Genomic DNA, 24,708 nt, shown 5'->3' on the forward strand with positions numbered 1-24,708 from the left:
ACACATGACCAAACAATGGGAAGTCGTGATCGGTCTCGAGACGCACACGCAACTGTCGACCGTCTCGAAGATTTTCTCGGGCGCCGCTACGCAGTTCGGCGCGGAACCCAATACGCAGGCTTGTCCCGTCGACCTCGCCTTGCCAGGCACGCTGCCGGTGATGAACCGCGGCGCTGTGCAGCGGGCGATCGAACTTGGCCTCGCTATCGGCGCGAAAATCGCGCCGCGCAGCATCTTCGCGCGCAAGAACTACTTTTATCCCGATCTGCCGAAGGGCTATCAGATCAGCCAGTACGAGATTCCTGTGGTGCAAGGCGGCCAGGTGACGATTCAGGTGCCGGCCAACGAGAAAGCCGGGAAGGAAGCGTACGAGAAGACCATCAACCTGACGCGCGCTCACCTCGAAGAAGATGCAGGCAAGTCGCTGCATGAAGACTTCGAGGGCATGACGGGGATCGACCTGAACCGCGCCGGCACGCCGCTGCTCGAAATCGTCACCGAGCCGGAAATGCGCAGCGCGGACGAAGCGGTCGCCTATGCGAAAACCTTGCATACGCTCGTTACCTGGCTTGGTATCTGCGACGGCAACATGCAGGAAGGTTCGTTCCGCTGCGATGCGAACGTGTCGGTGCGACCGGTCGGGCAAAAGGAATTCGGCACGCGTGCCGAGATCAAGAACCTGAACTCGTTCCGCTTCCTCGAAGAAGCGATCCAGTACGAAGTGCGCCGTCAGATCGAACTGATCGAAGACGGCGGCACAGTGGTGCAGGAAACGCGTCTCTACGATTCGGACAAACGTGAAACGCGTTCGATGCGCAGCAAGGAAGATGCGCACGATTACCGCTATTTCCCAGATCCGGATTTGATGCCTTTGGTCATTGACGCGGCGTGGGTGGAGCGCGTGAAGGCCGAGATGCCGGAACTGCCGGTGGCGATCCAGCAGCGCATTGTCGAACAGTACGGTTTGACGCCGTACGACGCGGGTGTGCTGACCTCGAGCAAGGCGATGGCCGCGTATTACGAAGCAGTCGTGGCGAAAGTGGGCCCGGCGCAAGCCAAGGTCGCAGCCAACTGGATGATGGGCGAAGTGTCGTCGTTGTTGAACCGCGAAGGTCTCGACATCGCCGACAGCCCGGTCTCGTCAGCGCAACTCGCTTTGCTGCTGCAGCGCATTGCCGACGGCACGATCTCGAACAAGATCGCGAAGGAAATTTTCATCGCGATCTGGGACGAGAAGGCCACCGACGAAGCCGCTGCCGATCGCATCATCGAAGCAAAGGGTCTCAAGCAGATCTCCGACACCGGCGAGCTGGAAGCGATCATCGATGAGGTGCTCGCGGCCAATCAGAAATCGGTCGAGGAATTCCGCGCCGGCAAGGAAAAGGCGTTCAATGCGCTGATCGGCCAGGCGATGAAAGCCACCAAGGGCAAAGCGAATCCGCAGCAGGTCAACGAACTGCTGAAGAAAAAGCTGTCCTGAGCGATGGGATGCACATGCCGGAGCGCGCGTCGTCGGATCGGTGCGCGGCTTCGGTCATAACGGGCTGTTGCCGGACGAGAGTGGGGCAGCGGCCCGTTTCCTTTTGCTGGCGCCGCATTTGAACGCGCCTCTGGAGACAAAGCATGGCGAAGAAGCCGGAACTCGACGATTTCCGCGTGCCGTACTTCGACGACAAGAAGATTGCGAAATTCGCGCTCACCGATTTCGATCCGGGCGCGAAGCCGTTTTCAACCGGGTCGAAAGACGGTGACCGCGACCGCCTTGCCGAAATCGGCGCGAAGCTCGATGCGTTGCAGGAGCGCCTGCATGCACAGCGCGTGCAACGCGTGCTGCTGGTGCTGCAGGGCATGGATACGAGCGGCAAGGACGGCACAGTTCGCGGGGTGTTTCGCGACGTCGATCCGCTCGGCTTGCGCATCGTGCCGTTCAAGGCGCCGACGCCCGACGAGCTGGCGCACGATTTCCTCTGGCGCGTGCACTCGCAGGTGCCCGCCGCCGGCGAACTGACCGTCTTCAATCGCAGTCAGTACGAAGATGTGCTCGTGCCGGTCGTGCTGGGTCAACTGGACAAGACGGCCTGCGAAAAGCGCTACAGCCACATCCGCGATTTCGAGGCGCTGTTGGCCGACAACGGCACGACCATCATCAAATGCATGCTGCACATCTCGAAGGACGAGCAGCGTTCGCGTTTGCAGGCGCGCATCGACGATCCCACCAAGCACTGGAAATTCGACGTCTCGGATCTGGAAGCGCGCAAGCAGTGGGACCAGTATCAGACGGCGTATCACGATGCCCTCTCGGCCACCTCGACGCCTTACGCGCCGTGGTACATCATCCCCGCCGATTCGAAGACGCATCGCAACGTGATGGTCGCGGAATTGCTGCTGCGCACCCTCGAAGGATTGAAGCTCGAGTACCCGCCCGCGAAGGAATCGCTCAAGGGCGTGAAAGTGGAATGAGAGCCGCGCAGGCTTCGGCCTCGCGCTCTGCCAGACCAGCAAGATAAAAAGGCTAAGCAAGCCTCGACAACGAATCGACAATAAAGGAACGACATGTTGCGTGTGATTACCGCCAACCTGAACGGCATCCGCTCTGCGGCGAAGAAGGGCTTTTTCGAATGGTTCGGTGAGCAGAAAGCGGACGTGCTGTGCGTGCAGGAAATCAAGTGCTCGCAGGACGACATGACCCCCGAGTTTCTCGCCCCGCATAACTTCACCGGCTACTTTCAGCATGCGGTGAAGAAGGGCTACAGCGGCGCCGGTGTGTACACGCGTCACGAGCCGGATGAAGTGGTGATCGGCTTTGGCAGTGAGGAGTTCGATCCCGAAGGACGCTATGTTGAACTGCGCTTCGGCAAACTCTCCGTTGTCTCGGTGTATGTGCCATCGGGGTCGAGCGGCGAGGATCGTCAGCAGGCCAAGTTCCGCTTCATGGACGAGTTCATGCCGCACCTCGCGGAACTGGGTAAGGAGCGCGAAGTGATCGTGTGCGGCGACGTGAACATCGTCCACAAGGAAATCGACATCAAGAACTGGAAGAGCAACCAGAAGAACTCAGGTTGCCTGCCGGAAGAACGCGAGTGGCTGACAAAGCTGTTCGATGAAGTGGGTTACGTCGACGTGTTTCGCACGCTCGATCAGCGGCCTGAGCAGTACACGTGGTGGAGCAATCGTGGTCAGGCGTATGCGAAGAACGTGGGGTGGCGGATCGATTATCAGATCGCCACGGCGGGCATTGCCGCGAAGGGAAAGCGCACGGACGTGTTCCGCGACATCAAGTTCAGCGATCACGCGCCGCTGACGGTCGATTACGACCACAAGCTGACGAAGCCGAAGAAGTAAGCGGGTTCAAGGCGGCGGCTGCGAAGGTCAGTCGCCGCGAACCGGCACGCGGCGCGGACGGCCGATGCCCGCATAGTCGGGCAGTTCATCGACCGTCTTGCCGATCGCTTTTGCGTAGAGCGGCAGCATGTCCGGCAGACGCTTCATGAGGTCCGCGCGACGTGCAGGCGAGTACGGATGCACGTAGATATAGCCCTGATTGCGACTGCTGTGCGTCGCCACGGCCAGCTTGTCCCACAGCGTGATCGCGGCGCGCGGATCGTAACCGGCGCGTGAGGCGATGTCGCTGCCGATCACGTCGGCTTCGGTTTCATCGGTGGGCGTGTATTTCATCTCGACCAGTTGCGAGCCGATGCCCAGCACCGGGGCGCCCAGATCGGCCAGCCCGAAAAGCTGCGGAATCGTACCGGAGGAATCGAGCTGCGCCGCCTGCTGCTCGCCCAGGCGCTCCCGCGCATGCTCGCGCAGGGCATGCGCGATTTCGTGGCCTAGCAGCATGCCGAGTTCGTTATCGTTCAGGCGCGCGCGATCGAGGATGCCGCTGTAGATCGCGATCTTGCCGCCTGGCAGACAGTACATGCGGATGTCGGGCGAGCGCACTACCGCGATCTGCCACTTCCAGTTCTTTGCCCGTTCATTCCACTTCAAGGAATAGGGAATCAGCTTGTCGAGAATGGTCTGCACGCGGATCACACGCGGGTCGGTGTCCGGGTAGAGGCGATCGGCGTGCTGTGCGCCGTAGACGATCTGCTGGAACTCGTCAGCGGCCTGGGCTTCCAGTTGCGGCGACGGAATCAGGTTGCGGAACACCGCGTAGCTGCCGAAGCGCAGTTGCTGCGGCGGTGGGGTGTAGGGCGGCGGCCGGTTGTCGGTGGTAGCGGCGCTGGCGGGGTGCGCTGGTTGCTTCGCGGTTGCCGGGGGCGTCGGCGAGGCGGCTGATGTGGACGCTGGTGCTGAAGACGTCGCCGACGACGTAGCCGAGGGCGCGTGCGCGGCACTGGCTGCGCTGCTGGTGCCCGGGCTGGGGTTGCTGGCGCCTTCTGCGGGAGTGGCAGCGGTCGAAGCCGGGCCCTCTGGAGCCGGTGCGCTCGACGCCGATCGGGTGGCGGGTGCGCTGGCCGGCGCGGCGGTACTGCTGGTAGCCACGGCAGGTGTTGCAACCGCGTAGGCGCTCCACGACGTTGCAAGCATGCCGCCTGTGCAGAACAGCACAAGCGCCGCGCGTGCCGCGCGCACGACCAGCGGCGCGCCCTTTGCAGGTAACGCCAGCCGAGCAGGTAACGCATGTGGCGCACGCACGTCAGGCATTGCACGACGTACGATGGCCGCAATCGCTCCCGAGGCGGCCGCTTGCCTTGACGCGAACCCGCTCACGACCTCAGCCTCCAGGGCGCGATACGCAGCAACAGCAGCATGCCCGGCAGCGCCAGTGCGGTGCAGGCAAGGAAGTAGTCGAACCAGCCTATCTGTGCAACCACATACCCGCTCGCCGCCGACGCCAGCGTGCGCGGCACCGACGCGAGACTGGTAAAGAGTGCGAACTGGGTAGCGGTGTAACGCGGATCTGTCGTACTGGCGATGTAAGCCGTAAATGCCGCCATGGTCAAACCAGTGGCAAACGTCTCGAGACCGTAGACGAGCGCCAGCGCAACCGAGCGCGGATCGAGCTGCACGGCCCAATCCACACCAAACACGGACAGCAGTTTCGTCACGCCCTGGCTCGTGAAGACAGCGAAATCGTAGATGGCCGTAAGTCCAGGCGACGCCGGCCCGAGATGCGCGAGCCATGCGAAGCCAAGCGTCGACACCATCTGCAGAACGCCGAACACCCACAACCCGCGGCCGATGCCAATGCGCATCATCCAGATCCCGCCGACGATCCCACCCGCAAGGCTCGCACCGAACGCGGTGGTCTTGGCGACCACGCCAATCTGCGTGCGCGAGTAGCCGATATCCAGAAAGAACGAGGTCGACAGATTGGTCGCCATCGTATCGCCGAGCTTGTACAGAAAGATAAAGCCGAGTACGAACAGCGCCCCGCGCCAGCCGTCGCGCAGGATGAATTCGCGAAACGGCTCGATGATCGCTTCACGCAGGTTCTTCGGCGGCGCACCATGCACTTCCGGCTCGCGCACGACGAGCGTCATGATCATGCCCGGCACCATGAATGCGGCCGTGACAATGAACACAGTAGTCCATGGCAAATGGTCGGACAGGATCAATGCGAGCGAGCCCGGCACCAGCGCGGCAATCTTGTAAGCGTTGACGTGAACCGCGTTGCCGAGACCCTGCTCGGTATCGGTGAGCAACTCGCGCCGGTAGGCATCAATGGAGATATCCTGGCTCGCGCCGAAGAACGCCACCAGCGCGGTGAGCGCGGCGACCGTCCAGATCGAATCGCGCGGTGACACGAAGCCGAGCGTGGCGATCGCGCCGGCCACCAGAATCTGCGTGACCAGCATCCAGCCGCGCCGCCTGCCCGGCCGCCAGCTGGGCAGGCGCGGCACGTAACGGTCCATCAGCGGTGCCCAGACAAATTTCCATGTGTAGGGAAACTGGATCAGCGCAAACAGGCCGATTTCCTTCAGATTGACGCCCTCGGAGCGTAGCCACGCCTGCACCAGATAGACGAGCGTGAACAGCGGCAATCCCGACGTGAAGCCGAGAAAGACGCAGATCAGCATGTGCGTGTTGAGAAACGCGCGCCAGCCGGTGTGTTCGACGTGAGCGGTAAGTGCGGGCGCCTCGTGCGGCGGGTTCGACATTTGGGTGAGTGACGTTAGCTTTTCTTGACGCGATAGACCGCAAGACTACCACGCCAGTTCGCCCCCCACCGCACCGCCTGGCCGCCGTGCAGCACGACCCGGTCGAGTATTTCGATACCGACCTCGGGCGCCAGCGCCTCGAAATCCTTGATCGTCAGCACCCGCACGTTCGGGGTGTTGTGCCACTGGAAAGGCAGCGATTTCGATACCGGCATGCGTCCGCGCAACACCGAAATGCGGTGCGCCCAGTAGCCGAAATTCGGGAACGATACGATACATTCCTTGCCGACCCGCACCGTCTCGCGCAGGATCGCAGCGGTCTGATGGATGGTCTGCAGCGTCTGCGACAGGATCGCGAAGTCGAAACTGCCGTCTTCGAAGAGCCGTAGGCCGTCTTCCAGATTCTGCTGGATCACGTTGACGCCGTTCTGGGTGGCGGCGAGCACGCCGGCGTCGTTGATCTCGATGCCGTAACCGGAGACTTCGAGCTCTTCGGTGAGTGTCGACAGCAGCGAGCCGTCGCCGCAGCCCAGATCGAGCACCGTCGCGCGCGGTTCAACCCACCGGGCGATGGCGCGGAAGTCGGGGCGCAGCGCAAGATAATCGAGAGCGCGCTGGTTCATGCGTTCACCTCGTTTGCAATACGTTCGTAATAGGCGCGCATCAGGTTGTGATAGCGGGCGTCGTCGAGCAGGAATGCGTCGTGGCCGTGCGGCGCGTCGATTTCCGCGTACGTCACCGTGCGTTTGTGATCGAGCAGTGCCTTCACCAGTTCGCGCGAGCGCGCCGGCGCGAAACGCCAGTCGGTCGTGAAACTGGCGATCAGGTATTTCGCCGTCGTATGCGCAACGGCCTTGGTCAGATCGCCCTCGAAGGCCTTGGCCGGATCGAAGTAGTCGAGCGCGCGCGTGATCAACAGATAGGTGTTGGCGTCGAAGTAGTCGGCGAATTTGTCGCCCTGATAGCGCAGATACGACTCCACTTCGAATTCGACGTCAAAATTGAAGTTGTACGCGTCGAGGGCACCTTCCGCCCGTCGCAGCGAGCGGCCGAATTTCTCGGCCATGTCATCGTCCGACAGATAGGTGATGTGGCCGATCATGCGTGCCACGCGTAGTCCGCGCTTCGGCTTCACGTTGTGCGCGTAGTAGTTGCCGCCGTGGAAGTCGGGGTCCGAGAGGATCGCGGAACGCGCCACCTCGTTGAACGCAATGTTCTGCGCGGAGAGCTTCGGCGTGGACGCCACCACAATGCAATGGTCCACGCGCTCCGGGTACATCATGCTCCACGCGAGCGCCTGCATGCCGCCGAGGCTGCCGCCCATCACCGCTGCGAAACGCTCGATGCCGAAGCTGTCGGCGACGCGCGTCTGCGCATTCACCCAGTCTTCCACGGTCACCACAGGAAAGCTCGCGCCGTACGGCTCACCGGTCGCCGGGTTGAGGCTCATCGGGCCGGTCGAGCCGAAGCACGAGCCGAGATTGTTCACGCCGATTACGAAGAACCGGTTCGTGTCGAGCGGCTTGCCCGGGCCGACCATGTTGTCCCACCAGCCGACGTTTTTCGGGTCATCCGCATAGACGCCCGCCACGTGGTGCGAAGCGTTGAGCGCGTGGCAGACGAGCACGGCATTACTGCGCGCGGCGTTGAGCGTGCCGTAGGTTTCCACCATCAGGTCGAAACCGGCTAACGAGCGGCCGTTCTGCATGAGCAGCGGCTCGGAGAAATGCATTTTCTGGGGAGCGACGATACCGATTGAATCCATTCATTCCGCCTTCAACAGGGCGGCTAAATGGGTGTCGGCAAGGCACGGAGAAGGACAATGTGCGCGGCTGACGACCTCTTTAGCCGCATTTATAGTGAACCGCCGGATGGAATTCCGGCAGGTTCGCGCGCCCGCAATCGAGTCAGCAAATCGGCGCGTCAGTCACAACAATTAGCGCAAAGTATAGCGGAAAATTCCGCGCGGCAGCGGCGCCGATGCCGCGCGGGCGTCGTCCGGCGCGAGTTGCGTCTGGATGCGTGAACCATGGCGGAAGCGCCAAAACCAGATCGCGGCGAGCGGCAGTCTTGATCCGCAACGCCCGCGATTCCAGCGGACTACTGAAGAATCAATCTCAACTGGGCGTCGGCCTGCTCAGCCGGATTGCGTGCGAAGCCGCCGCGCACATACCGGTGCCAGCGTCCGACGATGTAGCTAAGCAGCAGGTTGGCCCGCACGGCTGGATCGTAGTCCTCCGGCAGCGGCACGGCGGTGCCCTGCGCGGAGGCGTTACCGTTGGCCTGCGAGTTGGCGTCCATCAGGCCGAGCCGCAGGCATTGCTTGAGCGAGGCCTCGACGCGTTCGAGCAACTGGTTGACGCGCTCGGTCAGCCGTTCGTGCTCGCCCACCAGCGCTTCGCATGTCAGCACGCGCGTCATGCCAGGATTCTTCGCGGAAAAGTTGAGCAGCATCAACGCGATCGTACGGGCCTGCAGCACGCCATTGGGCTCTTTCGTCGCGATCTGGTTGATGAGTCCGAAGATCGACTGTTCGATGAATTCGATCAGTGCTTCGAACATTTGCGCCTTGCTGGCGAAATGCCGGTACAACGCGGCTTCCGAGACGCCCAGCCGCGCGGCCAGCGCCGCGGTGGTGATCTTTTCGTTCTTCGGCGCCTCCAGCATGGTGGCGAGCGTCTGCAGGATATGCACGCGGCGCTCGCCCGGTTTCAGGCGGGTCGCGCGGGTACTGCCCGTGGCTGGCGGGTCTTCGGTTACGGCCTCGTCATGCTTGTGATCCGGTTGCATGTCTGTCGTTCCTTCAGGCGCACTGAGCGGGTGCCCAATCTCAGCGATTTTAACGAACGAATCCGGCGGTCGACATAGTGCGGTCGGCCAGTACCGGGCAGCAGGCCTGGTACGCCGTCCGCGCGCACCTTGTTGGGCAGGTGGCCGACGATCCACACAGTGCGGATCCCCAGCCGGCGATAGTTCTTCAGATGCGAGCGCGTGTCTTCGACGAGGATGGCATCGGCGAGCGGCACGTGGGCGTCGCGCATCGCCCGGCGCAGCATGCTCGCGTCAGGCTTGGCGCGCCAGCCGCGACGGTCGCGCATGTGCTCGATGGCGATCACGCGCTCGAACAGCCGCTCGATGCGCAGCTCGGCCAGCACCGCATGCGCGTAGGCTTCCGGGGCATTGGTCAGCACGATCTTGCGGCCCGGCAAGGCGGCAACGAGACGCGCCAGGCCGCGTTCGCTGCGCACCATCGAAGGCAGATCGGCGAACGTATGCACGACCTTCAGAAAATCGTGCACGTCGACCGGATGGTGGCGGGCGAGGCCCAGCAGTGTCGCGCCGTAACGGTCTGTGTAGAGCGTGCGCAGGCGGTCGGCTTCGTCGCGTTCCACTTGCAGCGAATCAATGATGTACTGCGTCATGCCCCGGTTGATCTCTGGAAAGATGGCATGCGATGCGTGGTGCAGCGTGTTGTCGAGATCGAACAGCCATACCGGGCTGCCGCCTGCGATGTGAGGCCGGCGGCGTTTAGCGTGTCTGGACGGGAAGGTGCGCATGGTGAGGGAAAACCGGACCGGGTTCTTGCCGGCGCCGTATGAAATGAACGAGCGGGTGCCTGCGGTCCATCATGCGTGCGCCGGGAGAAAAAGGGAAGGGTGGCGTGCCACGGCGGACGATTGGCCGGGCGCTTGATGCTGAAACTGATGCGGAGGACGACGCGGAAACTGCCGCAGCAAGGCGAAGGGAAACGGCAGGTGAAATATGCAGCGCATCGACGGGACGCGCTGCATATCCAGACATGCTCAGTGCGAGCGGATCATCGTACCGAACGGCTGCTCGGTCAGGATTTCGAGCAGCACCGAGTGTTCGATACGGCCGTCGATGATGTGCACCGAGCGCACGCCGCTCTTTGCTGCGTCGAGCGCGGAGGAGATCTTCGGCAGCATGCCGCCGGAGATCGTGCCGTCTTCGAACAGCGAATCGATTTCGCGTGCCGACAGATCGGTGAGCAGATTGCCTTCCTTGTCCATCACGCCGGGGATGTTGGTCATCATGACGAGCTTCTCGGCGTTCAGCACCACCGCCAGTTTGCCCGCAACCAGATCCGCGTTGATGTTGTACGACAGGCCGTCTTCGCCGAAGCCGATCGGCGAGATCACCGGGATGAACGCGTCGTCCTGCAGCGCTTTCACGACCGCCGGATTGATGGCCTCGACTTCGCCGACCTGGCCGATGTCGACATACTGGCCGGGATTGTCGCGATCCGGCATCAGCATCTTGCGCGCATGGATCAGGCCGCCGTCTTTGCCGGTCAGGCCCACAGCCTGGCCGCCGAAGTGATTGATCAGCGTGACGATGTCCTGCTGGACTTCGCCGCCGAGCACCCATTCGACGACTTCCATCGTCTCTTCGTCAGTGACGCGCATGCCCTGGATGAAGGTGCCCTGCTTGCCGATCTTCTTGAGCGCCTGATCGATCTGCGGGCCGCCGCCGTGCACGATGACCGGGTTGATACCGACCAGTTTCAGCAGAATGACGTCGCGCGCGAAGCCTTGCTTGAGGCGCTCCTCGGTCATCGCGTTGCCGCCGTATTTGATCACCACGGTCTTGCCGTGATACTGCTTGATGTAAGGCAGCGCCTCGGCCAGGATTTCAGCCTTCAGGGTGGGGGCGATCTGCGAGAGGTCGGGAATTTCGGACATGGCGGCAGGGCTCGGCACGGATCAGTTGAAACACGGCGAATTGTACAGGACTGGCGCGCTGCAACAGGGTTTTCCATACGTCTTCTGGCGGCCGGCCCCGCCGGGGTTTCGCAGTGCGCAATCGACGTTGCGCGCACGCCACTCACGCACCGTTTTCGACGCCGTTTGCGAGGGTAATTCCGTCGAAATCCCGCTTTGTGGATGCAACCTCACGGCAGGGGCCTTTAGGTGGCTTGCCGGACGTGGCATCATTTCCTGACCGGATGTCCGGTACTTCATTGGGTCGCCATGAAACAGCCCGCTTCCCAGGTCCATGCGCAGAGTGCCCGTTGCCCACGCTGCCGCAGCGTGTTCGATTGTGCAATGCACGGCCAGCCGTTCGACTGCTGGTGCAAATCGATGCCGGCGCTGCCCGCCGAACGGCTCGATCCGGGCAGCCGGTGTTTATGTCCGGAGTGCCTTGCGGCGGATATTGCCCGCGTGCAGGCCGCCGGCGTTCGGGGTGGTGAAGAAGTGTGAGGGGCGTGGTGCGCCCGCTGCGTCGTTACTGCTGGCCGGCTAGCGTGCCGAGGTCTCGCGCTACTTCTTTCAGCACCGGATTCCAGTCGGCGAACTGCCGTTGCCGGTACAGCGTGGCGGTTGGATACCACGGGTTATCGCGCCGTTCGAGCAGCCATGTCCAGTGTGGATTGGTGTCGAGCAGCACCCACGTGCGCTGCCCGATTGCCCCGCTCAGATGCGCGACCGACGTGCACACCGTAATCACCAGATCGAGCGCGCTGACGAAGGCCGCGGTGTCGTCGAAACTTTTCAGCTCGGCGGTGTAGTCGGCCATGGGCAGCCCGGCTGACTGCGCGGCGGCAACATCTGCTGTGGCGCCATGCTGCAACGAATAGAACGCGACGCCGTCGATACCGGCAAAGGCCGACGCGTAGCGCTGCCAGCCCACCGCCCGGAACGGATTGCGCTGATGGCTGAGGCTGCCAGTCCACGCCAGTCCGACCTTAAGCCGTTTTTCTCCGGCGAGCCGTTCGCGCCAGGTTGCGCTGGCTGCGGCATCCGCGTGCAGATACGGGACCGCGTCGGGAAGGGTATCGCCGAGCGTGCCGAGCACGAGCGGCACGCTCATTAACGGTATTTCATAGTCGAATGCGGGCAGTGTCTCGATGCCACCACCCGCGGAGTATTCGTCCACGTGGCTGCCCAGGCTGCGTACCAGCAGCGTTCCCATCTGCGGGAACGAATTCCACACGACGCGGCCGCCTTGCGCATGCACATGCGCCGCCAGCAGCGGGATGAACCTGCAGCATTGCAGCAGATCGCCCATGCCCTGTTCGCCCCACACCAGCAGTGTCTTGCCCGTAAGCGGCTCGCCCTGCCACTGCGGCGCCGGCATCGCCGGACGGTTGCCGTCAAGTTCCTTCGAACCTTGCCAGCGCGCTTCGTGAGCGGGCCAGCCCTGCGCGTAGTCGCCATGCACCAGATGCAGCAACGCCAGATTCGAACGCATCGCCGGGTCGCCGGGCGCGAGTTCGCAGGCGGCCTGCGCGAAACGAACGGCGTCGTCCCAGCGTTGCGCTTCCTTGAGTGCCAGCGCATAGTTGTTCAGCGCCAACGAGCTGTGGGGCGCCAGTTCCACCGCGCGAGCGCCTGCTTCCAGCGCGCGTGGCAGATCCATCGCGAAGCGGCTCGACTGGGTGAGATTGATCCAGGCGTTGCTGTCGAACGGGTCGGCTGCGACCGCACTTTCCAGCAACGTGATCTGTTCGGCCACATCGCCGCCGGTGAGCGCGATTGCGCCAGCCAGATTCGTGCGCAGTTGGGGAAAGTCCGGTTCGAGAGTGAGGGCGCGGCGGTACGGCACAAGCGCCTCGGCATGGCGGTCGGCGAGCTGCAGCGCGTAGCCTAAGCGGAAGCTGGCAGCGGCATCGTCGGGACGCAGTTGCGCAATAATGGCGGCGAATGCGATGGCGTCGTCGTGGCGGTTTTGTTCCAGCAGCGCGCCAGTGATGTTTGCAAGCGTGTCGTGTTCGACGGGCTGCAGCAGTGTGGCGGCTTCAAGCCAGATGGCCTGGGCTTCGGCCTCGCCGTTTTGCTGCGCCGCCGCGGCGCGCTGAAGGAAAATCAGGAAGGCGACCCACGCAGGGTGGCCGGGGGCGGAAATCGTAAGCGGCATGAGTCTGTCCAGGCGAGAGCGCGATCAAACGCTCAATGGTAATGTCCACGCTCGACACAGTGTGTCGGACAACTCCCAACAGGTAAACTGGCGTTATGCATCGTATAACCATTACCGGCCGGGTCAACCTGGGACATCTGTTCTGGCTGCGCAGTCTTGCGATCATCGGCCAACTGGTGACCATTGCTGTCGTGCAGATCTTTGTGGGCGTGCATCTGCCTCTGCCGGCCATGCTGCTTGTAGTCAGCCTCGAAGTGGCCTTCAACGCGCTGACCTGGTGGCGCGTCTCGCGTCAGCGGCCCGAATCCAATCTCGAACTGTTCGGCCAGCTATGGGTCGATCTCGGTTCATTGTCGGCGTTGCTCTTTCTGTCGGGCGGCACGACCAATCCGTTCGTCTCGCTTTACCTGCCCTCGCTCGCGATCGCGGCGGCGGTGTTGCCGTGGCATCTGATGCTGTGGCTCGCGGCATTTGCGGTGGCTTGCTACGCCGTGCTCGGTTTCGATTCGGTGCCGCTGAATCTCGACAATCCCGCCAATCTGTTCGACTACTACCGGGCGGGCATGTGGGTGAACTTCACGGTGAGCGTGGGCCTGATTGCATGGTTCGTCGCACGCATGTCGCGCGCACTGCGACAACGTGACGCGGCACTCGGCGACGCCCAGCAGCGCCTCTTGCGGGACGAACGCGCGGTGGCCCTCGGCGTGCAGGCGGCGACCGTCGCGCATGAGATCGGCACACCGCTATCGACCATCGCGATGCTCTCCGAGGAACTGCGCGACGCGGCGCGTACCGACAAGGGCCTCGCCCCTTACACCGCTGATCTGGACCTGCTCGAGCAGCAGATGACGCTGTGTACCTCGGCGCTTGCGCGGCTGCGCTCGCGCGCCTCGGCGCCGGCGAGCCGGCAACCCGTTGGCGAGTGGCTCGAGTCGTTTGCGCAGCAGTGGCGTCTGCGCCATCCGCATGTCAAGTTCGAGCAACTTGGCACGCCGCCCGCCGAACTGAACCTTGACGATACGGTCGCGGTCAGCCAGATTCTCACGATCCTGCTGGACAATGCGGCGCGCGCCAGCAGCGATCACGTGACGCTGACCGCGACGCTGTCGCTGCCGGGCGATCGCATCCAGTTTGAAGTTTGCGACGCAGGGCCCGGCATACCGGCATCGTTGCGCGGATCGCTTGGCACGATGCCCGTCGACAGCACCCAGGGTGGTCACGGCGTGGGGCTGTATCTGGCGTTTTCGGCGGCGGCCCGGCTCGGCGGATCGATCGAGCTGACCGACGCCCGCGAGGCCAGGCCGCGCGGCACCCGCGCGGTGTTGCGCTTGCCGGTGGCGGGTCGACAATCTTCCAGCGCGGGCCGCACAGGCACCGCGCCATCCAATACGGAGAAACAGGCATGAGCGACATGAATTTTCTGGTGATCGACGACGACGAAGTGTTCTCCGGCATCCTCGCGCGCGGTCTGACGCGGCGCGGCTACACGGTGGCCGAAGCGCACAACGCGGACGAGGCGATCAAGCTCGCGAACCAGCAGAAGTTCGGACAGATCACGGTGGATTTGCACCTGGGCCACGATTCGGGCCTGACACTGGTAGCGCCGTTGCGCGAATTGCAACCGGACGCGCGGATGCTGGTGCTGACCGGTTACGCGAGCATTGCGACGGCCGTGCAGGCGGTGAAGGACGGTGCCGACAACTATCTGGCCAAGCCTGCCAACGTGGAGACGATTCTCTCGGCACTGCAAACCGAAGCAAGCGCGCTACAGGCGGACGCGGCGATCGAGCATCCCACGCCGCTTTCGGTGGCACGCCTCGAATGGGAACATATTCAGCGCGTGCTGGCGGAGAACGGCGGCAATATCTCCGCGACGGCGCGGGCGTTGAACATGCACCGGCGGACGTTGCAACGCAAGCTGGCGAAGCGGCCGGTGAAGCAGTAAGAGCGAGCGCGCCGGCGGACGCTGCGCGCCACGGTCGACGTGTCGCCGGGAGGCGGTTGAGCTTCAATAAAAGACGGGCGGTCTCTTGCGAGGCCGCCCGTTTTTCTTGCTGCTTGCGTCTTGTTTCAGCGGTTTCAACCGTTTCGACGGCGTCAGCGGCGGACTGCACCGCTGACGGCGAACCGCGTGCCGTTGTTAAAGCACATATCGCGACAAATCTTCGTCGTCCGCGACTTCGTTCAGCGCGCGGTCCACGTATGCCGCATCGATCCTGACGTCCGTGCCGGCATGGTTACCGGCAGCAAACGACACCTCTTCGAGCAGCTTTTCGATCACCGTGTAAAGCCGGCGCGCGCCAATATTCTCGGTCTTCTCGTTCACCGAAAAGGCGATTTCCGCGAGGCGGCGAATACCGTCGTCGGCGAAGTCGAGGCGCACGTCTTCGGTCGCGAGCAGTGCCTGGTATTGCTTCACGAGGCTCGCGTCCGTCGACACCAGAATCGATTCGAAGTCATTCACCGACAGCGAATCCAGTTCGACGCGAATCGGAAAACGGCCCTGCAGTTCGGGGATCAGATCGCTCGGCTTCGCGAGATGGAACGCGCCGCTCGCGATGAACAGGATGTGATCGGTCTTCACCATGCCGTACTTGGTGTTGATCGTCGTGCCTTCGACGAGCGGCAGCAGATCGCGCTGCACGCCCTGACGCGATACTTCAGCGCCGCCCGCTTCGCTGCGCGAGGCGATCTTGTCGATCTCGTCGAGAAAGACAATGCCGTTCTGCTCGACGTTCTGCACGGCCTTGGTTTTCACTTCCTCGTCGTTGAGCATCTTGGACGCTTCTTCATCCGTCAGCACCTTCAACGCTTCCTTCACCTTCAGCTTGCGGCGCGTCTTCTTGCCGCCACCGAGATTGGCGAACATCGAACGGATCTGCTCGGTCATGTCCTCCATGCCCGGCGGCCCCATGATGTCCATGCCCGCCTGCGGCAGTTCGACGTCAAGCTCGATTTCCTTGTCGTCCAACTGGCCTTCGCGCAGACGCTTGCGGAACGTTTGACGGGTGGTGCTACCTTCGTCCGTGGTATCGCTGGCGCCGAACCCAACCGGCCGCGCGCTCGGCAAAAGAATGTCGAGAATGCGGTCTTCCGCCTGATCTCCAGCCTTGGTGCGCACCTTGCGCATTTCGGTTTCGCGGGTCTGTTTGACCGAGATTTCGATCAGGTCGCGCACGATGCTGTCCACATCGCGGCCTACGTAGCCCACTTCGGTGAACTTGGTGGCCTCGATCTTGATGAACGGGGCGTCGGCCAGCTTGGCCAGACGCCGGGCGATTTCCGTCTTGCCGACGCCTGTCGGTCCGATCATCAGAATGTTCTTCGGCGTGATCTCCTGGCGCAGTGGGTCGCCCACCTGCTGACGGCGCCAGCGGTTGCGCAGCGCCACCGCGACCGCTTTCTTGGCGCGGCCTTGGCCGATGATGTGCTTGTCGAGTTCCGAGACGATCTCGGCAGGGGTCATGGTGCTCATCGTGTGTCCTTACTCGATCGTCTCGATAACGCGGTTGTGATTCGTGTAGATGCACATGTCGCCGGCAATCTGCAGGGACTTTTCGACGATCTCGCGCGGCGACAACTCGGTGTTATCCGCTAGCGCCTTGGCCGCCGCCTGCGCGTAGGAGCCGCCCGAGCCGATCGCGCAGATGCCGCCTTCCGGATCGAGGACGTCGCCGTTGCCGGTGATGACAAGGGTGGTGTGCGCGTCGGCGGCGATCAGCATGGCTTCGAGCCGGCGCAGCATGCGGTCGGTGCGCCAGTCTTTCGCCAGCTCGACGGCCGAGCGGGTCAGATTGCCCTGATGTTTTTCGAGCTTGGCTTCGAAGCGGTCGAGCAGCGAAAAGGCATCGGCGGTGCCGCCAGCGAAACCGACCAGCACCTGGCCGTTATAGATGCGCCGGACTTTTTTGGCACCGCCCTTCATGACGATATTGCCTAGTGTGACCTGGCCGTCGCCGCCGAGGGCGACCTTGTCGCCGCGACGCACGGAGACGATCGTCGTGCCGTGAAATTGCTCCATATGCATTCCTTTTGCAAAACGGGTAGGACGCGGAGGCGCTTGTGCGCCAGCGTGCCGATGCGTTGGGCGGCGAACCGCAGCGTATAGCCGCTAGAAAGCGGCCCGCGCGTGCTCGTGCAACGCATGTCCGGTTTATTTTAGGGCTTGCGCCGTCATATCAAGAGCCAGCCGGATGGCTAAGGGCGGAAATACGCCGGAAAAAAGCGGCAGAGATGGGGTACGGCGCGGAGATCGGACGGCCGGGCAGAAAAATGACGGGCCTCGCAGCGAGGCTGGGGCGCAGAGCGGTAAAAGCTTCCGGCAGCCGGACGACAGGCGGATCAAGGCATGGCGCGGCTGGCTCAAGGCTCGGCCCGCGCAAAGAAAAAGGCGCACAGTTCACCGTGCGCCTCTCAACGAAGCAGCGTATCAGGGTGCGCGGTAGCCGCGCCGCAGACGTTCAGTCGCCGAACAGCTTCTGGCGCAGTTCGCGGCGTTCCTGCGCTTCGAGCGACAGGGTTGCCGTGGGCCGGGCCAGCATACGCGGAATGCCAATCGGCTCGCCGGTTTCTTCGCACCAGCCGTACTCGCCCGATTCGATGCGCGCGATCGATTGCTGCACCTTCTTCAGCAGCTTGCGTTCGCGGTCGCGCGTGCGCAGTTCCAGCGCATGCTCTTCCTCGATCGTTGCGCGGTCGGCCGGGTCCGGCACGATCACGGTTTCGCGCAGGTTTTCGGTCGTCTGGCCAGCATTGCGGAGAATGTCCGCCTGCAGCTGTTCGAGCTTGTTCTTGAAGAAAGCGAGCTGATCCTCATTCATGTAATCCTTGTCGCTCATCTTCAGGATTTCGGCTTCGGTCAAGAGTCGTTTCGTCGTCATCTGGCTTGCTTCTTCAATGTGAGGCAAAACTCGTACATGTTGCCCGCACTCTCGTGTTGCCCGCAAAGGCGCCTCAAAACGCTCAATGAGCGCCGGCGAACACGGACGGTGGGCTGTCGTGACGCCGAAGCGCGGGGCGTCTAAACGCCGGACGCCAAGGCGCCAGGCGACGAGACGTCGATGCGGGGCCGAACTCCTCTGGAAACGATTTTCAAATGCTCCTGAGGCATTGCTTACCGGCGGCGCGCCTTTCGAGGCGGTGGGCCAGCCAGCTTGTCGGCGTGCTACTCCCCGGATTAGATTTTCCGGCGCCGTGTCAGGCCCGGCGCGGGATACGCGCTGACCGGGCAATCGTTCTCATTCTCCAGTGGGCACGTATTGTAACTGAATCACAATCCGCCGCCGCAACCGGGATTATTACGAGGGGCGGCACGCCAATATCCCGAAAATATAACGCGCGAACGGCTAAAAAGCGATGGGCTTGCACGATTCCTGCAACAGGGGTTTTCACGCGTTTTTCACACGTGTCGTGCCTTCGGGTCGGCTTCAGTCGGATTCGGGACTTGTCGAGCCGGCAGCATTTCGCGTTCCCGGCTCATTTCAGTGCTTTTTCCGCGCCTGACGCTGGCTTTTCGGGCGCTTCCCCGCCGTTCAGGCAAGGCAGGCGCTCAGGCCGTCCTCGATCAGGTCTTGAGGCAGTTCGATGCCGATGAACACCATCTTGCTGTTCTTCTTCTCGACCGGTTGCCATTTTGCGGCCAGATCGCTGCCCATCATCTGATGGACGCCCTGGAACACCACTTTGCGGTCGACACCCTTCATATACAGCACGCCCTTGTAACGCAGCAGGCGCTCGCCGTAGATCTGCAGAATGCCGCCGAGGAAGTCTTCGAGCTTGTTCGGATCGAACGGCCGGTCGCTGCGGAACACGAACGATTTGATCTTGTCGTCGTGATGCGCATGGTGATGGTGCGCGTGGCCGTGGTCGTGGCCTTCGTGATCGCAGTGGCCATGATCGTGGTCGCAATTCGCATGATCGTGATCGTGCCCATGGTCATGATCATGGGCGTGGTCATGCGCGTGCTCGTCTTCGGCAAGGAAGTCCGGATCGATTTCGAGCTTGGAATTCAGGTTGAAACCGCGCAGATCGAAGATTTCCTTGATATCGGCGTCACCGAAATTCACCACCTTGATCGCCGCGCGCGGATTCATGTGCAGCAGGCGATGGCGCAGGTCGTCGAGGGCGGCTTCATCCACGAGGTCCGACTTGGTAACGAACAGACGGTCCGCAAAGCCGACCTGGCGCTGCACCACTTCGTGCTCATCCAGCTGGTGATTCGCGTGCTTCGCGTCGACCAGCGTGATGATCGCGTCGAGCAGGAATTCGTCGGCGATCTCGTTGTCCATGAAGAACGTCTGCGCCACCGGGCCGGGGTTCGCGAGACCTGTGGTTTCGATCACTACGCGTTCGAAATCCAGTTCGCCGGCGCGCTTTTTCGCGGCCAGGTCGCTGAGCACGCGTGCCAGGTCGCCGCGGATCGTGCAGCAGATGCAGCCGTTGCTCATCTGGATGATCTGCTCGTTGCTGTCCTGCACGAGGATCTCGTTATCGATGTTCTCTTCGCCGAACTCGTTCTCGATCACGGCGATCTTCATGCCGTGCTTTTCGTTCAGGATGCGCTTGAGCAGTGTGGTTTTACCGCTGCCGAGAAAGCCGGTCAGGATCGTGACGGGAATCATGGTGGTCGCCTGTTTTGTGCGTGAATCGGAATGCTTGTGTCGAACGCCGGAGATGTGGGCCGCGCCGTTCGAGCTGATCGGTTATTGAAACATATCTGTCAAGCCGCTGCAGGCGGGGTTTCGGACGCGCTTCAAACCCTGCCGCCTGCAAAGGAAATATCCCTCAACTATGGGCGATCAGGCGATTTGCAACAATAGGCCTTTCAGGTACTCGCCTTCCGGAAAAGCGGTGAGCAACGGATGGTCGACACCGGCCCCCAGCCGCTTGAGGATACGGGCGTCGACGCGGGCATCGGCGGCCGCGCCGGCGACGATCTTCTGGAACAGCTCTGCGTCAATGGCGCCCGAGCACGAGTACGTGAAGAGCAACCCGCCCGGGCGCAGCAGCTTGAGGCCCGTGAGGTTGATGTCCTTGTAGGCGCGCGCGGCACGGTCCACGTGTTCGCGCGACGGCGCGAATTTGGGCGGATCCAGCACGATCAGGTCGAAGCGCTCGCCTTCTTCGTGCAGGCGGCGCAGTGTCTTGAAGGCATCGGCGTCGAGCCAGGCGGCGCGCTCGCCGTCAAAACCATTGGCGACGACGTTCTGTTGTGCCAACGCCAGCGCTTCGCCGGACGAGTCGATCGAAACCACGCGTTTCGCCCCGCCCTTGAGCGCCGCCAGCGAGAAGCCGCCGGTGTAGCAGAAGCAGTTCAGCACCTCGCGATCCTTCGCCAGCTGCTGGACGAGCGCCCGGTTGTCGCGCTGATCGACGTAAAAGCCGGTCTTATGGCCATTGCGCACATCCACGTGGTAGCGCACGCCGTTTTCGCTGGCAATCAGCGCGTCGGACGGCGCTTCGCCCGCCAGCACGCCGGTGATCTGCTCCAGACCTTCCTTTTCGCGGATCGACACGTCCGAGCGCTCGTAGACGTTCGGGCAGCCGGTCGCCGCGCTCAAGGCTGCGACGATCGCCTCTTTCCACGCCTCGACGCCGGCAGCCATGAACTGGCAGACGAGTTGGCTGCGCTGGCCCGCGTCATCGGCGACGTAGTGGTCGACGATCAGGCCTGGCAGGCCGTCGGCCTCGCCGAAGATCAGCCGCACAGCGCCGGTATTGTGAACCATCGCCTGGCGATGCTCGATGGCGCGCTGCACGCGGCGCTTGAAGAACGCATGGTCGATCGGCTCGGCTTCGTCGAAACTCCATACCCGCGCGCGGATTTGCGAGTGCGGGCTGTAGGCAGCGCGCGCCAGAAAGCGGCCGTCGTGCGAGCGCACCAGCACGGTTGCGCCGGCTGCCGGATTACCGTCGACGCGGTCGATCGCGGTCGCGTAGACCCACGGATGGCGGCGCAGCAGCGACTTTTCTTTCGACGGTTTCAGCGTGACGGTATTCATGACTTCGAGAGGTATTGAGCAGAACAAGGTGCCGCGTAAAGCGGCGAAACCGGAGACATCGGGCGCCTATGGCCCATAAAAGCCGTCTCAGTCGCGTTTTTTGGCGCGCGGATGCGCCTGATCGTAGACGTGCGCCAGATGCTGGAAATCGAGCGCGGTGTACACCTGGGTCGCGGTGATGCTGGCGTGCCCGAGCAGTTCCTGCACGGCGCGCAGGTCACCGCTCGATTGCAGCACGTGGGTGGCAAACGAATGCCGCAGCACGTGGGGATGCACGTTGGCGGGAATGCCGGCGACCAGCGCCAGGCGTTTGACCCGGTCGCGCACGACGTTCGGCGACATCCGGTTGCCGCGCGCCGACAGAAACAGCGGATGCGGATCCTGCCTGACGAACTCGCCGCGCACCGCGAGCCAGGCGTTGAGCGCGTCGATTGCCTTGCTGCCGACCGGCACGATGCGGCGCCGGTTGCCCTTGCCGAGTACCTCGACTTCCGTCGAATCGAGCTTGAGCCAGCCGGCGGAACGATAGCCATCGGCATCGGCAAAGCGCACGTCCAGCCCGACCAGTTCGGCGAGGCGCAAGCCGGACGAATAGAACAGCTCGAGAATCGCGTGGTCGCGCAAGCCTTCGGCGGTGCCGGCGCTGGGCGCTTCCATTAGCCGGTTGGCATCGTCGACCGAGAGCGCCTTGGGCAGCGTCTTCGCCTGCTTCGGCGCCCGCACGGTGGCGACCGGATTGGCCGGCAGATCGACGCGGCCCGCGAGCCAGCGGTAAAACGCCCGCCACGCCGATAGCCGATGACTGATCGAGCGAGCCGTCATGCCGGCCGCGTGTGCTCTGGAAACGGCACCGCGGATGTCGATGGCGGTGAGGCTTTCGAGCGGCCGTCCCTTGGCCAGCAGCTTCAGTTCGTCGAGTTCATGCGTGTAGCCGCGCAGCGTATGCGCCGATAGCCGCCGCTCGTGTTCGAGATTCGAGAGGTAATCGGCGATCGGGTCGGCGGTGGTCACGGTAGCGGGCGCGTGCTGTGGCGAGCGGCGGGAGTTGGCGGACAGCCGGGCGCGTCAGCGCGGCAGCAGACGGCTCAACGCCGCGCTGGCCAAGGTGCCGATCTGCGTCAGGAAGTCGGTTGCCATGCCTTCGTGAAAGCGGCGCGGGTCGGGTGAGCCCATCACCAGCAGGCCGAAAGTCGGCGCATCTTCGTTGCTCTCGGGTTCACGCAGGGCCAGCAACGCGATCGATTCCGTTGCGTGCGCACCTTCCTGTGCCGCAGCGCCTTCCGCGGGCACGGAGGTCACCGCCGGCACCAGCCATTGCGCCGCTTCGAAACCGGTATTCGCACCGCAATACGGGCTGGTGAGGCTATTGGCGAAGATGCGGACTTCCTCGCCCACCTGGCGCGCGAAGTCCGCCTGGGTGTACGGCTCGGCCACGTCCCACACACGCAGGGCTGCCTGCGGCACGTCGAACACTTCGCGCAGGCCATTGGCGATGGTGCGCGGCAGCGCGTACGGATCGCGCTCTGACATCACTCGGGTGGTCCAGCGGTTGAATTTCGAGGCAATGCTGTCGTTCTCGTGCCCGTAGCGCAGCAGTTCGGCAAGACGCCGTTCGAGAAGCTTGTTCTTGTCGCGCAGCATTTCCATCTGCCGTTCCTGCAGCGAAACCGCGGATTTGCCGTGCGGATTCGCGAGCTTGATGGTCGCGAGCATTTCCGCGTGTTCCGCGAAAAAGTCGGGGTTGGCGAGCAGGTATTCGGCGACTTCGCGATCGTTCATGGTTTCGGCTAAAGGACTACGCCCTTAAGCGGGCGCATCGGTCATTGGGGGTAGCTGGCCACTGGTCGGGTCAGGCGCGGGCTGTGCATCCGGCCACGCGTTCGTTCGCTCAGTCGGCCAGTTCGATCTCACCTTCGAAGACGGTCGCAGCGGGACCGGCCATCAGGAGCGGTGTGTTTTCGTGCTCACCGTTCCAGGAAATAGTTAGCGTACCGCCGTGGGTGTGTACCTTCACGGGCGCTTCGAGCAGCCCGCGGCGAATGCCGGCGGCGACCGCTGCACAGGCACCCGTGCCGCACGCCAGCGTTTCGCCAACGCCACGTTCGTAGACACGCAGCCTGATTTCGTTGCGCGCGACGATCTGCATGAAGCCGGCGTTCACCCGTTGTGGGAAGCGCGGATGATGCTCGATGAGCGGGCCGTCGACGAGCACGGCAAACGCCTCGACGTCGTCGACCACCTGCACTGCATGTGGATTACCCATCGAAACGACCGAGACCCAACGCGTGGTGCCGTTCACCTCGAGCGGCCAGAGCGTGTCGTCGCCTTCCCGGCGGCCGTCGAGGCCGCTCGCATCGAACGGCACGCGGGCCGGTTCGAACACCGGCATGCCCATGTCCACGGTGACTTCGCCGTTGTCCTGCATGGTCAGCGTGAGGATGCCGTTCTGCACCTGGACGCGCACGCTGCGCTTGTCGGTCAGATGGATGTCGCGCACGAACTTGACGAAGCAGCGTGCGCCATTGCCGCAATGCTCGACCTCGCCGCCGTCGCAATTGAAGATGCGGTACCTGAAATCCACGCCGTCGATGGTGGGCTTTTCGACCAGCAGCAACTGGTCGGCGCCGACGCCGAAGTGCCGGTCCGCGAGCGCGCGCACCTGCTCCCCGCTCAGGCTGAGCGGCTGCGTAAAGCCGTCGAGCACGACAAAGTCGTTGCCCGCGCCGTGCATCTTGGTGAATTTCAGTCTCATGGCGCTATTGTAAGTGACGCGCGCGGACATGCGGCTAACGGCGTTTCAATACACGCTCGGCTCGCCCGGCGGCCGCGTCTTGAAGCGTTTGTGCACCCAATAGTACTGTTCCGGCATCTTCGGAATCTGCTCTTCCAGGAAAGCGTTCATGCGGCGCGCGTCGGCCTCGTCGTCGCCGGTCGGGTAGTTTTCCCACGGCTTGAACACCTTGAGACGGTAGCCTTTGTAGTGGGGCAGCACCTCGCCGATAAACGGCACCACCTGCGCCTGGCCGACCTTCGCAAGCCGTCCGACGGCGGTCAGCGTGCAGGTCGGTACGCCGAAAAACGGTACGAAGGCGGAATTGCGCATGCCGTAGTCCATATCGGCCCCCAGCATGACCGGCTTTTTGTCGCGCAGCCAGCGCAGCACGATGCGCGCACTGTCCGCGCGGCTCGCCATATCCGCGCCGAAGCGTGCGCGCGCCGCCTTGGCGACTGCCTCGAGTTCCGGGTTCGACATCGGCTGATACAACGAACCGCACTGTCGATGCAGCGAGTAGTTGAGGAAGATCGAACCTGCCTCGATGCCGACAAAGTGAAAACCGAGAAACAGCGTGGGCGGCAGGTTGGGATCGGTGAGGTCGATCGCGCTGTCGAGCTGGATCAGTTTCTCGAGCCTGCTGGCCGAGCCGAACCACTGCACGCTGCGCTCCACATAGCTGCGGATCGCATGGCGGAAGTGCTTCTGGGCGACGTCCTCGCGGCGTTCGTCGCTCCACTCGGGGAAGCACAGTTTCAGGTTGATATGTACGATGCGTTTGCGATTGCTGGGGATTTGATACAGCAGCCAGCCGAGACCGTCGCCGAGGCGGGCGATCACTCCGTATGGCAATAGCGCAAACAGTTTCAGCAGTCCGATGGCGAGTTTGGATCCGAAGCGGCTCAGCATGCTGACGCTCCGCGGCGCGCGCACGAGGACGCTACGTTTG

23 protein-coding genes are annotated in these 24,708 nt (G+C 63.0%); 6 read left to right on the top strand and 17 right to left on the bottom strand.

Annotated elements, in window-relative coordinates:
• Positions 1-4 precede the first annotated feature (4 nt).
• From gatB to P3T24_RS17735, 3 genes are all read left to right on the top strand, one after another.
• A complete protein-coding gene (gene gatB, locus P3T24_RS17725) occupies positions 5-1,480 on the top strand; it encodes an Asp-tRNA(Asn)/Glu-tRNA(Gln) amidotransferase subunit GatB (RefSeq protein WP_429406727.1) in 1,476 nt (491 codons plus the stop codon).
• A 143-nt stretch (positions 1,481-1,623) separates the two neighbouring features.
• On the top strand, positions 1,624-2,460 hold the full coding sequence (locus P3T24_RS17730; RefSeq protein WP_429436425.1) for a polyphosphate kinase 2 family protein: 837 nt from the start codon (positions 1,624-1,626) through the stop codon (positions 2,458-2,460).
• Between the two features lie 93 nt (positions 2,461-2,553).
• Positions 2,554-3,342 (top strand): exodeoxyribonuclease III, encoded by a 789-nt coding sequence (locus P3T24_RS17735; RefSeq protein ID WP_429436428.1) that lies wholly within the window; start codon positions 2,554-2,556, stop codon positions 3,340-3,342.
• A gap of 27 nt (positions 3,343-3,369) precedes the next feature.
• On the opposite strand, the gene P3T24_RS17740 is transcribed toward P3T24_RS17735, so the two are convergent.
• The 7 genes from P3T24_RS17740 to argB all read right to left on the bottom strand — a co-directional run bounded on the left by P3T24_RS17740 (position 3,370) and on the right by argB (position 10,810).
• On the bottom strand, positions 3,370-4,716 hold the full coding sequence (locus P3T24_RS17740; protein WP_429436431.1) for a M48 family metallopeptidase: 1,347 nt from the start codon (positions 4,714-4,716) through the stop codon (positions 3,370-3,372).
• Positions 4,713-6,107: an AmpG family muropeptide MFS transporter gene (locus tag P3T24_RS17745; RefSeq protein WP_429436433.1), complete on the bottom strand. Its 1,395-nt coding sequence runs from the start codon at positions 6,105-6,107 to the stop codon at positions 4,713-4,715. The genes P3T24_RS17740 and P3T24_RS17745 overlap by 4 nt, the downstream gene beginning before the upstream one ends.
• Positions 6,108-6,121: 14 nt before the next feature.
• On the bottom strand, positions 6,122-6,730 hold the full coding sequence (metW, locus tag P3T24_RS17750) for a methionine biosynthesis protein MetW (protein ID WP_074263061.1): 609 nt from the start codon (positions 6,728-6,730) through the stop codon (positions 6,122-6,124).
• On the bottom strand, positions 6,727-7,872 hold the full coding sequence (gene metX / locus P3T24_RS17755; protein WP_429436436.1) for a homoserine O-succinyltransferase MetX: 1,146 nt from the start codon (positions 7,870-7,872) through the stop codon (positions 6,727-6,729). The genes metW and metX overlap by 4 nt, the downstream gene beginning before the upstream one ends.
• 335 nt (positions 7,873-8,207) lie before the next feature.
• Positions 8,208-8,897, bottom strand: coding sequence for a nucleoid occlusion factor SlmA (gene slmA / locus P3T24_RS17760; protein ID WP_429436438.1), 690 nt, complete (start codon positions 8,895-8,897; stop codon positions 8,208-8,210).
• Positions 8,864-9,664, bottom strand: coding sequence for a pyrimidine 5'-nucleotidase (locus tag P3T24_RS17765; RefSeq protein ID WP_429436441.1), 801 nt, complete (start codon positions 9,662-9,664; stop codon positions 8,864-8,866). The genes slmA and P3T24_RS17765 overlap by 34 nt, the downstream gene beginning before the upstream one ends.
• 246 nt (positions 9,665-9,910) lie before the next feature.
• Positions 9,911-10,810 (bottom strand): acetylglutamate kinase, encoded by a 900-nt coding sequence (gene argB, locus P3T24_RS17770; protein ID WP_074263065.1) that lies wholly within the window; start codon positions 10,808-10,810, stop codon positions 9,911-9,913.
• 288 nt (positions 10,811-11,098) lie between these two features.
• Between argB and P3T24_RS17775 the strand changes: the two genes are divergently transcribed.
• Positions 11,099-11,329, top strand: a complete 231-nt coding sequence (locus P3T24_RS17775) for a cysteine-rich CWC family protein (protein ID WP_074263067.1) — start codon at positions 11,099-11,101, stop codon at positions 11,327-11,329.
• A gap of 25 nt (positions 11,330-11,354) precedes the next feature.
• On the opposite strand, the gene P3T24_RS17780 is transcribed toward P3T24_RS17775, so the two are convergent.
• Complete coding sequence (locus P3T24_RS17780) at positions 11,355-12,986, bottom strand: tetratricopeptide repeat protein (protein WP_429436443.1); 1,632 nt, start codon at positions 12,984-12,986, stop codon at positions 11,355-11,357.
• Positions 12,987-13,081: 95 nt separating this feature from the next.
• Between P3T24_RS17780 and P3T24_RS17785 the strand changes: the two genes are divergently transcribed.
• Entirely contained in the window at positions 13,082-14,392 is a 1,311-nt protein-coding gene (locus P3T24_RS17785) for an ATP-binding protein (protein WP_429436445.1), read from the top strand.
• Complete coding sequence (locus P3T24_RS17790) at positions 14,389-14,931, top strand: response regulator transcription factor (protein WP_074263070.1); 543 nt, start codon at positions 14,389-14,391, stop codon at positions 14,929-14,931. The genes P3T24_RS17785 and P3T24_RS17790 overlap by 4 nt, the downstream gene beginning before the upstream one ends.
• A 195-nt stretch (positions 14,932-15,126) precedes the next feature.
• Here the strand turns inward: P3T24_RS17790 and hslU are convergent, their stop codons facing one another.
• The 9 genes from hslU to P3T24_RS17835 form a co-directional block, all read right to left on the bottom strand.
• Positions 15,127-16,461, bottom strand: coding sequence for an ATP-dependent protease ATPase subunit HslU (gene hslU, locus P3T24_RS17795; RefSeq protein ID WP_074263071.1), 1,335 nt, complete (start codon positions 16,459-16,461; stop codon positions 15,127-15,129).
• Positions 16,462-16,470: 9 nt separating this feature from the next.
• Complete coding sequence (hslV, locus tag P3T24_RS17800) at positions 16,471-17,007, bottom strand: ATP-dependent protease subunit HslV (protein WP_074263072.1); 537 nt, start codon at positions 17,005-17,007, stop codon at positions 16,471-16,473.
• A gap of 439 nt (positions 17,008-17,446) precedes the next feature.
• Positions 17,447-17,866 carry an RNA polymerase-binding protein DksA gene (dksA, locus tag P3T24_RS17805; RefSeq protein ID WP_074263073.1) on the bottom strand — a complete coding sequence of 140 codons (420 nt, stop codon included), beginning with the start codon at positions 17,864-17,866 and terminating at the stop codon, positions 17,447-17,449.
• 651 nt (positions 17,867-18,517) lie between these two features.
• Positions 18,518-19,606, bottom strand: coding sequence for a CobW family GTP-binding protein (locus tag P3T24_RS17810; RefSeq protein ID WP_429406742.1), 1,089 nt, complete (start codon positions 19,604-19,606; stop codon positions 18,518-18,520).
• A 177-nt stretch (positions 19,607-19,783) separates the two neighbouring features.
• Positions 19,784-20,986: a class I SAM-dependent rRNA methyltransferase gene (locus P3T24_RS17815; RefSeq protein ID WP_429436448.1), complete on the bottom strand. Its 1,203-nt coding sequence runs from the start codon at positions 20,984-20,986 to the stop codon at positions 19,784-19,786.
• 87 nt (positions 20,987-21,073) lie between these two features.
• Positions 21,074-21,997 (bottom strand): tyrosine recombinase XerC, encoded by a 924-nt coding sequence (xerC, locus tag P3T24_RS17820; RefSeq protein WP_074263076.1) that lies wholly within the window; start codon positions 21,995-21,997, stop codon positions 21,074-21,076.
• A 54-nt stretch (positions 21,998-22,051) separates the two neighbouring features.
• A complete protein-coding gene (locus P3T24_RS17825) occupies positions 22,052-22,765 on the bottom strand; it encodes a DUF484 family protein (RefSeq protein WP_074263077.1) in 714 nt (237 codons plus the stop codon).
• A gap of 109 nt (positions 22,766-22,874) precedes the next feature.
• A complete protein-coding gene (gene dapF, locus P3T24_RS17830) occupies positions 22,875-23,738 on the bottom strand; it encodes a diaminopimelate epimerase (protein WP_429436450.1) in 864 nt (287 codons plus the stop codon).
• Between the two features lie 45 nt (positions 23,739-23,783).
• Positions 23,784-24,668 carry a lipid A biosynthesis lauroyl acyltransferase gene (locus P3T24_RS17835; RefSeq protein WP_429436452.1) on the bottom strand — a complete coding sequence of 295 codons (885 nt, stop codon included), beginning with the start codon at positions 24,666-24,668 and terminating at the stop codon, positions 23,784-23,786.
• Positions 24,669-24,708 lie beyond the last annotated feature (40 nt).

It is taken from the genome of Paraburkholderia sp. GAS33 (genome assembly GCF_050436645.1).
Taxonomy (GTDB): Bacteria; Pseudomonadota; Gammaproteobacteria; order Burkholderiales; family Burkholderiaceae; genus Paraburkholderia; species Paraburkholderia phenazinium_B.

Bases quoted from the DNA above. Each gene is read 5' to 3' on its own strand.
- gatB (WP_429406727.1), top strand. From the start codon at position 5: ATGACCAAACAATGGGAAGTCGTGATCGGTCTCGAGACGCACACGCAA.
- P3T24_RS17730 (WP_429436425.1), top strand. From the start codon at position 1,624: ATGGCGAAGAAGCCGGAACTCGACGATTTCCGCGTGCCGTACTTCGAC.
- P3T24_RS17735 (WP_429436428.1), top strand. From the start codon at position 2,554: ATGTTGCGTGTGATTACCGCCAACCTGAACGGCATCCGCTCTGCGGCG.
- P3T24_RS17745 (WP_429436433.1), bottom strand. From the start codon at position 6,107: ATGTCGAACCCGCCGCACGAGGCGCCCGCACTTACCGCTCACGTCGAA.
- metW (WP_074263061.1), bottom strand. From the start codon at position 6,730: ATGAACCAGCGCGCTCTCGATTATCTTGCGCTGCGCCCCGACTTCCGC.
- metX (WP_429436436.1), bottom strand. From the start codon at position 7,872: ATGGATTCAATCGGTATCGTCGCTCCCCAGAAAATGCATTTCTCCGAG.
- slmA (WP_429436438.1), bottom strand. From the start codon at position 8,897: ATGCAACCGGATCACAAGCATGACGAGGCCGTAACCGAAGACCCGCCA.
- P3T24_RS17765 (WP_429436441.1), bottom strand. From the start codon at position 9,664: ATGCGCACCTTCCCGTCCAGACACGCTAAACGCCGCCGGCCTCACATC.
- argB (WP_074263065.1), bottom strand. From the start codon at position 10,810: ATGTCCGAAATTCCCGACCTCTCGCAGATCGCCCCCACCCTGAAGGCT.
- P3T24_RS17775 (WP_074263067.1), top strand. From the start codon at position 11,099: ATGAAACAGCCCGCTTCCCAGGTCCATGCGCAGAGTGCCCGTTGCCCA.
- P3T24_RS17780 (WP_429436443.1), bottom strand. From the start codon at position 12,986: ATGCCGCTTACGATTTCCGCCCCCGGCCACCCTGCGTGGGTCGCCTTC.
- P3T24_RS17785 (WP_429436445.1), top strand. From the start codon at position 13,082: ATGCATCGTATAACCATTACCGGCCGGGTCAACCTGGGACATCTGTTC.
- P3T24_RS17790 (WP_074263070.1), top strand. From the start codon at position 14,389: ATGAGCGACATGAATTTTCTGGTGATCGACGACGACGAAGTGTTCTCC.
- hslU (WP_074263071.1), bottom strand. From the start codon at position 16,461: ATGAGCACCATGACCCCTGCCGAGATCGTCTCGGAACTCGACAAGCAC.
- hslV (WP_074263072.1), bottom strand. From the start codon at position 17,007: ATGGAGCAATTTCACGGCACGACGATCGTCTCCGTGCGTCGCGGCGAC.
- dksA (WP_074263073.1), bottom strand. From the start codon at position 17,866: ATGACGACGAAACGACTCTTGACCGAAGCCGAAATCCTGAAGATGAGC.
- P3T24_RS17810 (WP_429406742.1), bottom strand. From the start codon at position 19,606: ATGATTCCCGTCACGATCCTGACCGGCTTTCTCGGCAGCGGTAAAACC.
- P3T24_RS17815 (WP_429436448.1), bottom strand. From the start codon at position 20,986: ATGAATACCGTCACGCTGAAACCGTCGAAAGAAAAGTCGCTGCTGCGC.
- P3T24_RS17825 (WP_074263077.1), bottom strand. From the start codon at position 22,765: ATGAACGATCGCGAAGTCGCCGAATACCTGCTCGCCAACCCCGACTTT.
- dapF (WP_429436450.1), bottom strand. From the start codon at position 23,738: ATGAGACTGAAATTCACCAAGATGCACGGCGCGGGCAACGACTTTGTC.
- P3T24_RS17835 (WP_429436452.1), bottom strand. From the start codon at position 24,668: ATGCTGAGCCGCTTCGGATCCAAACTCGCCATCGGACTGCTGAAACTG.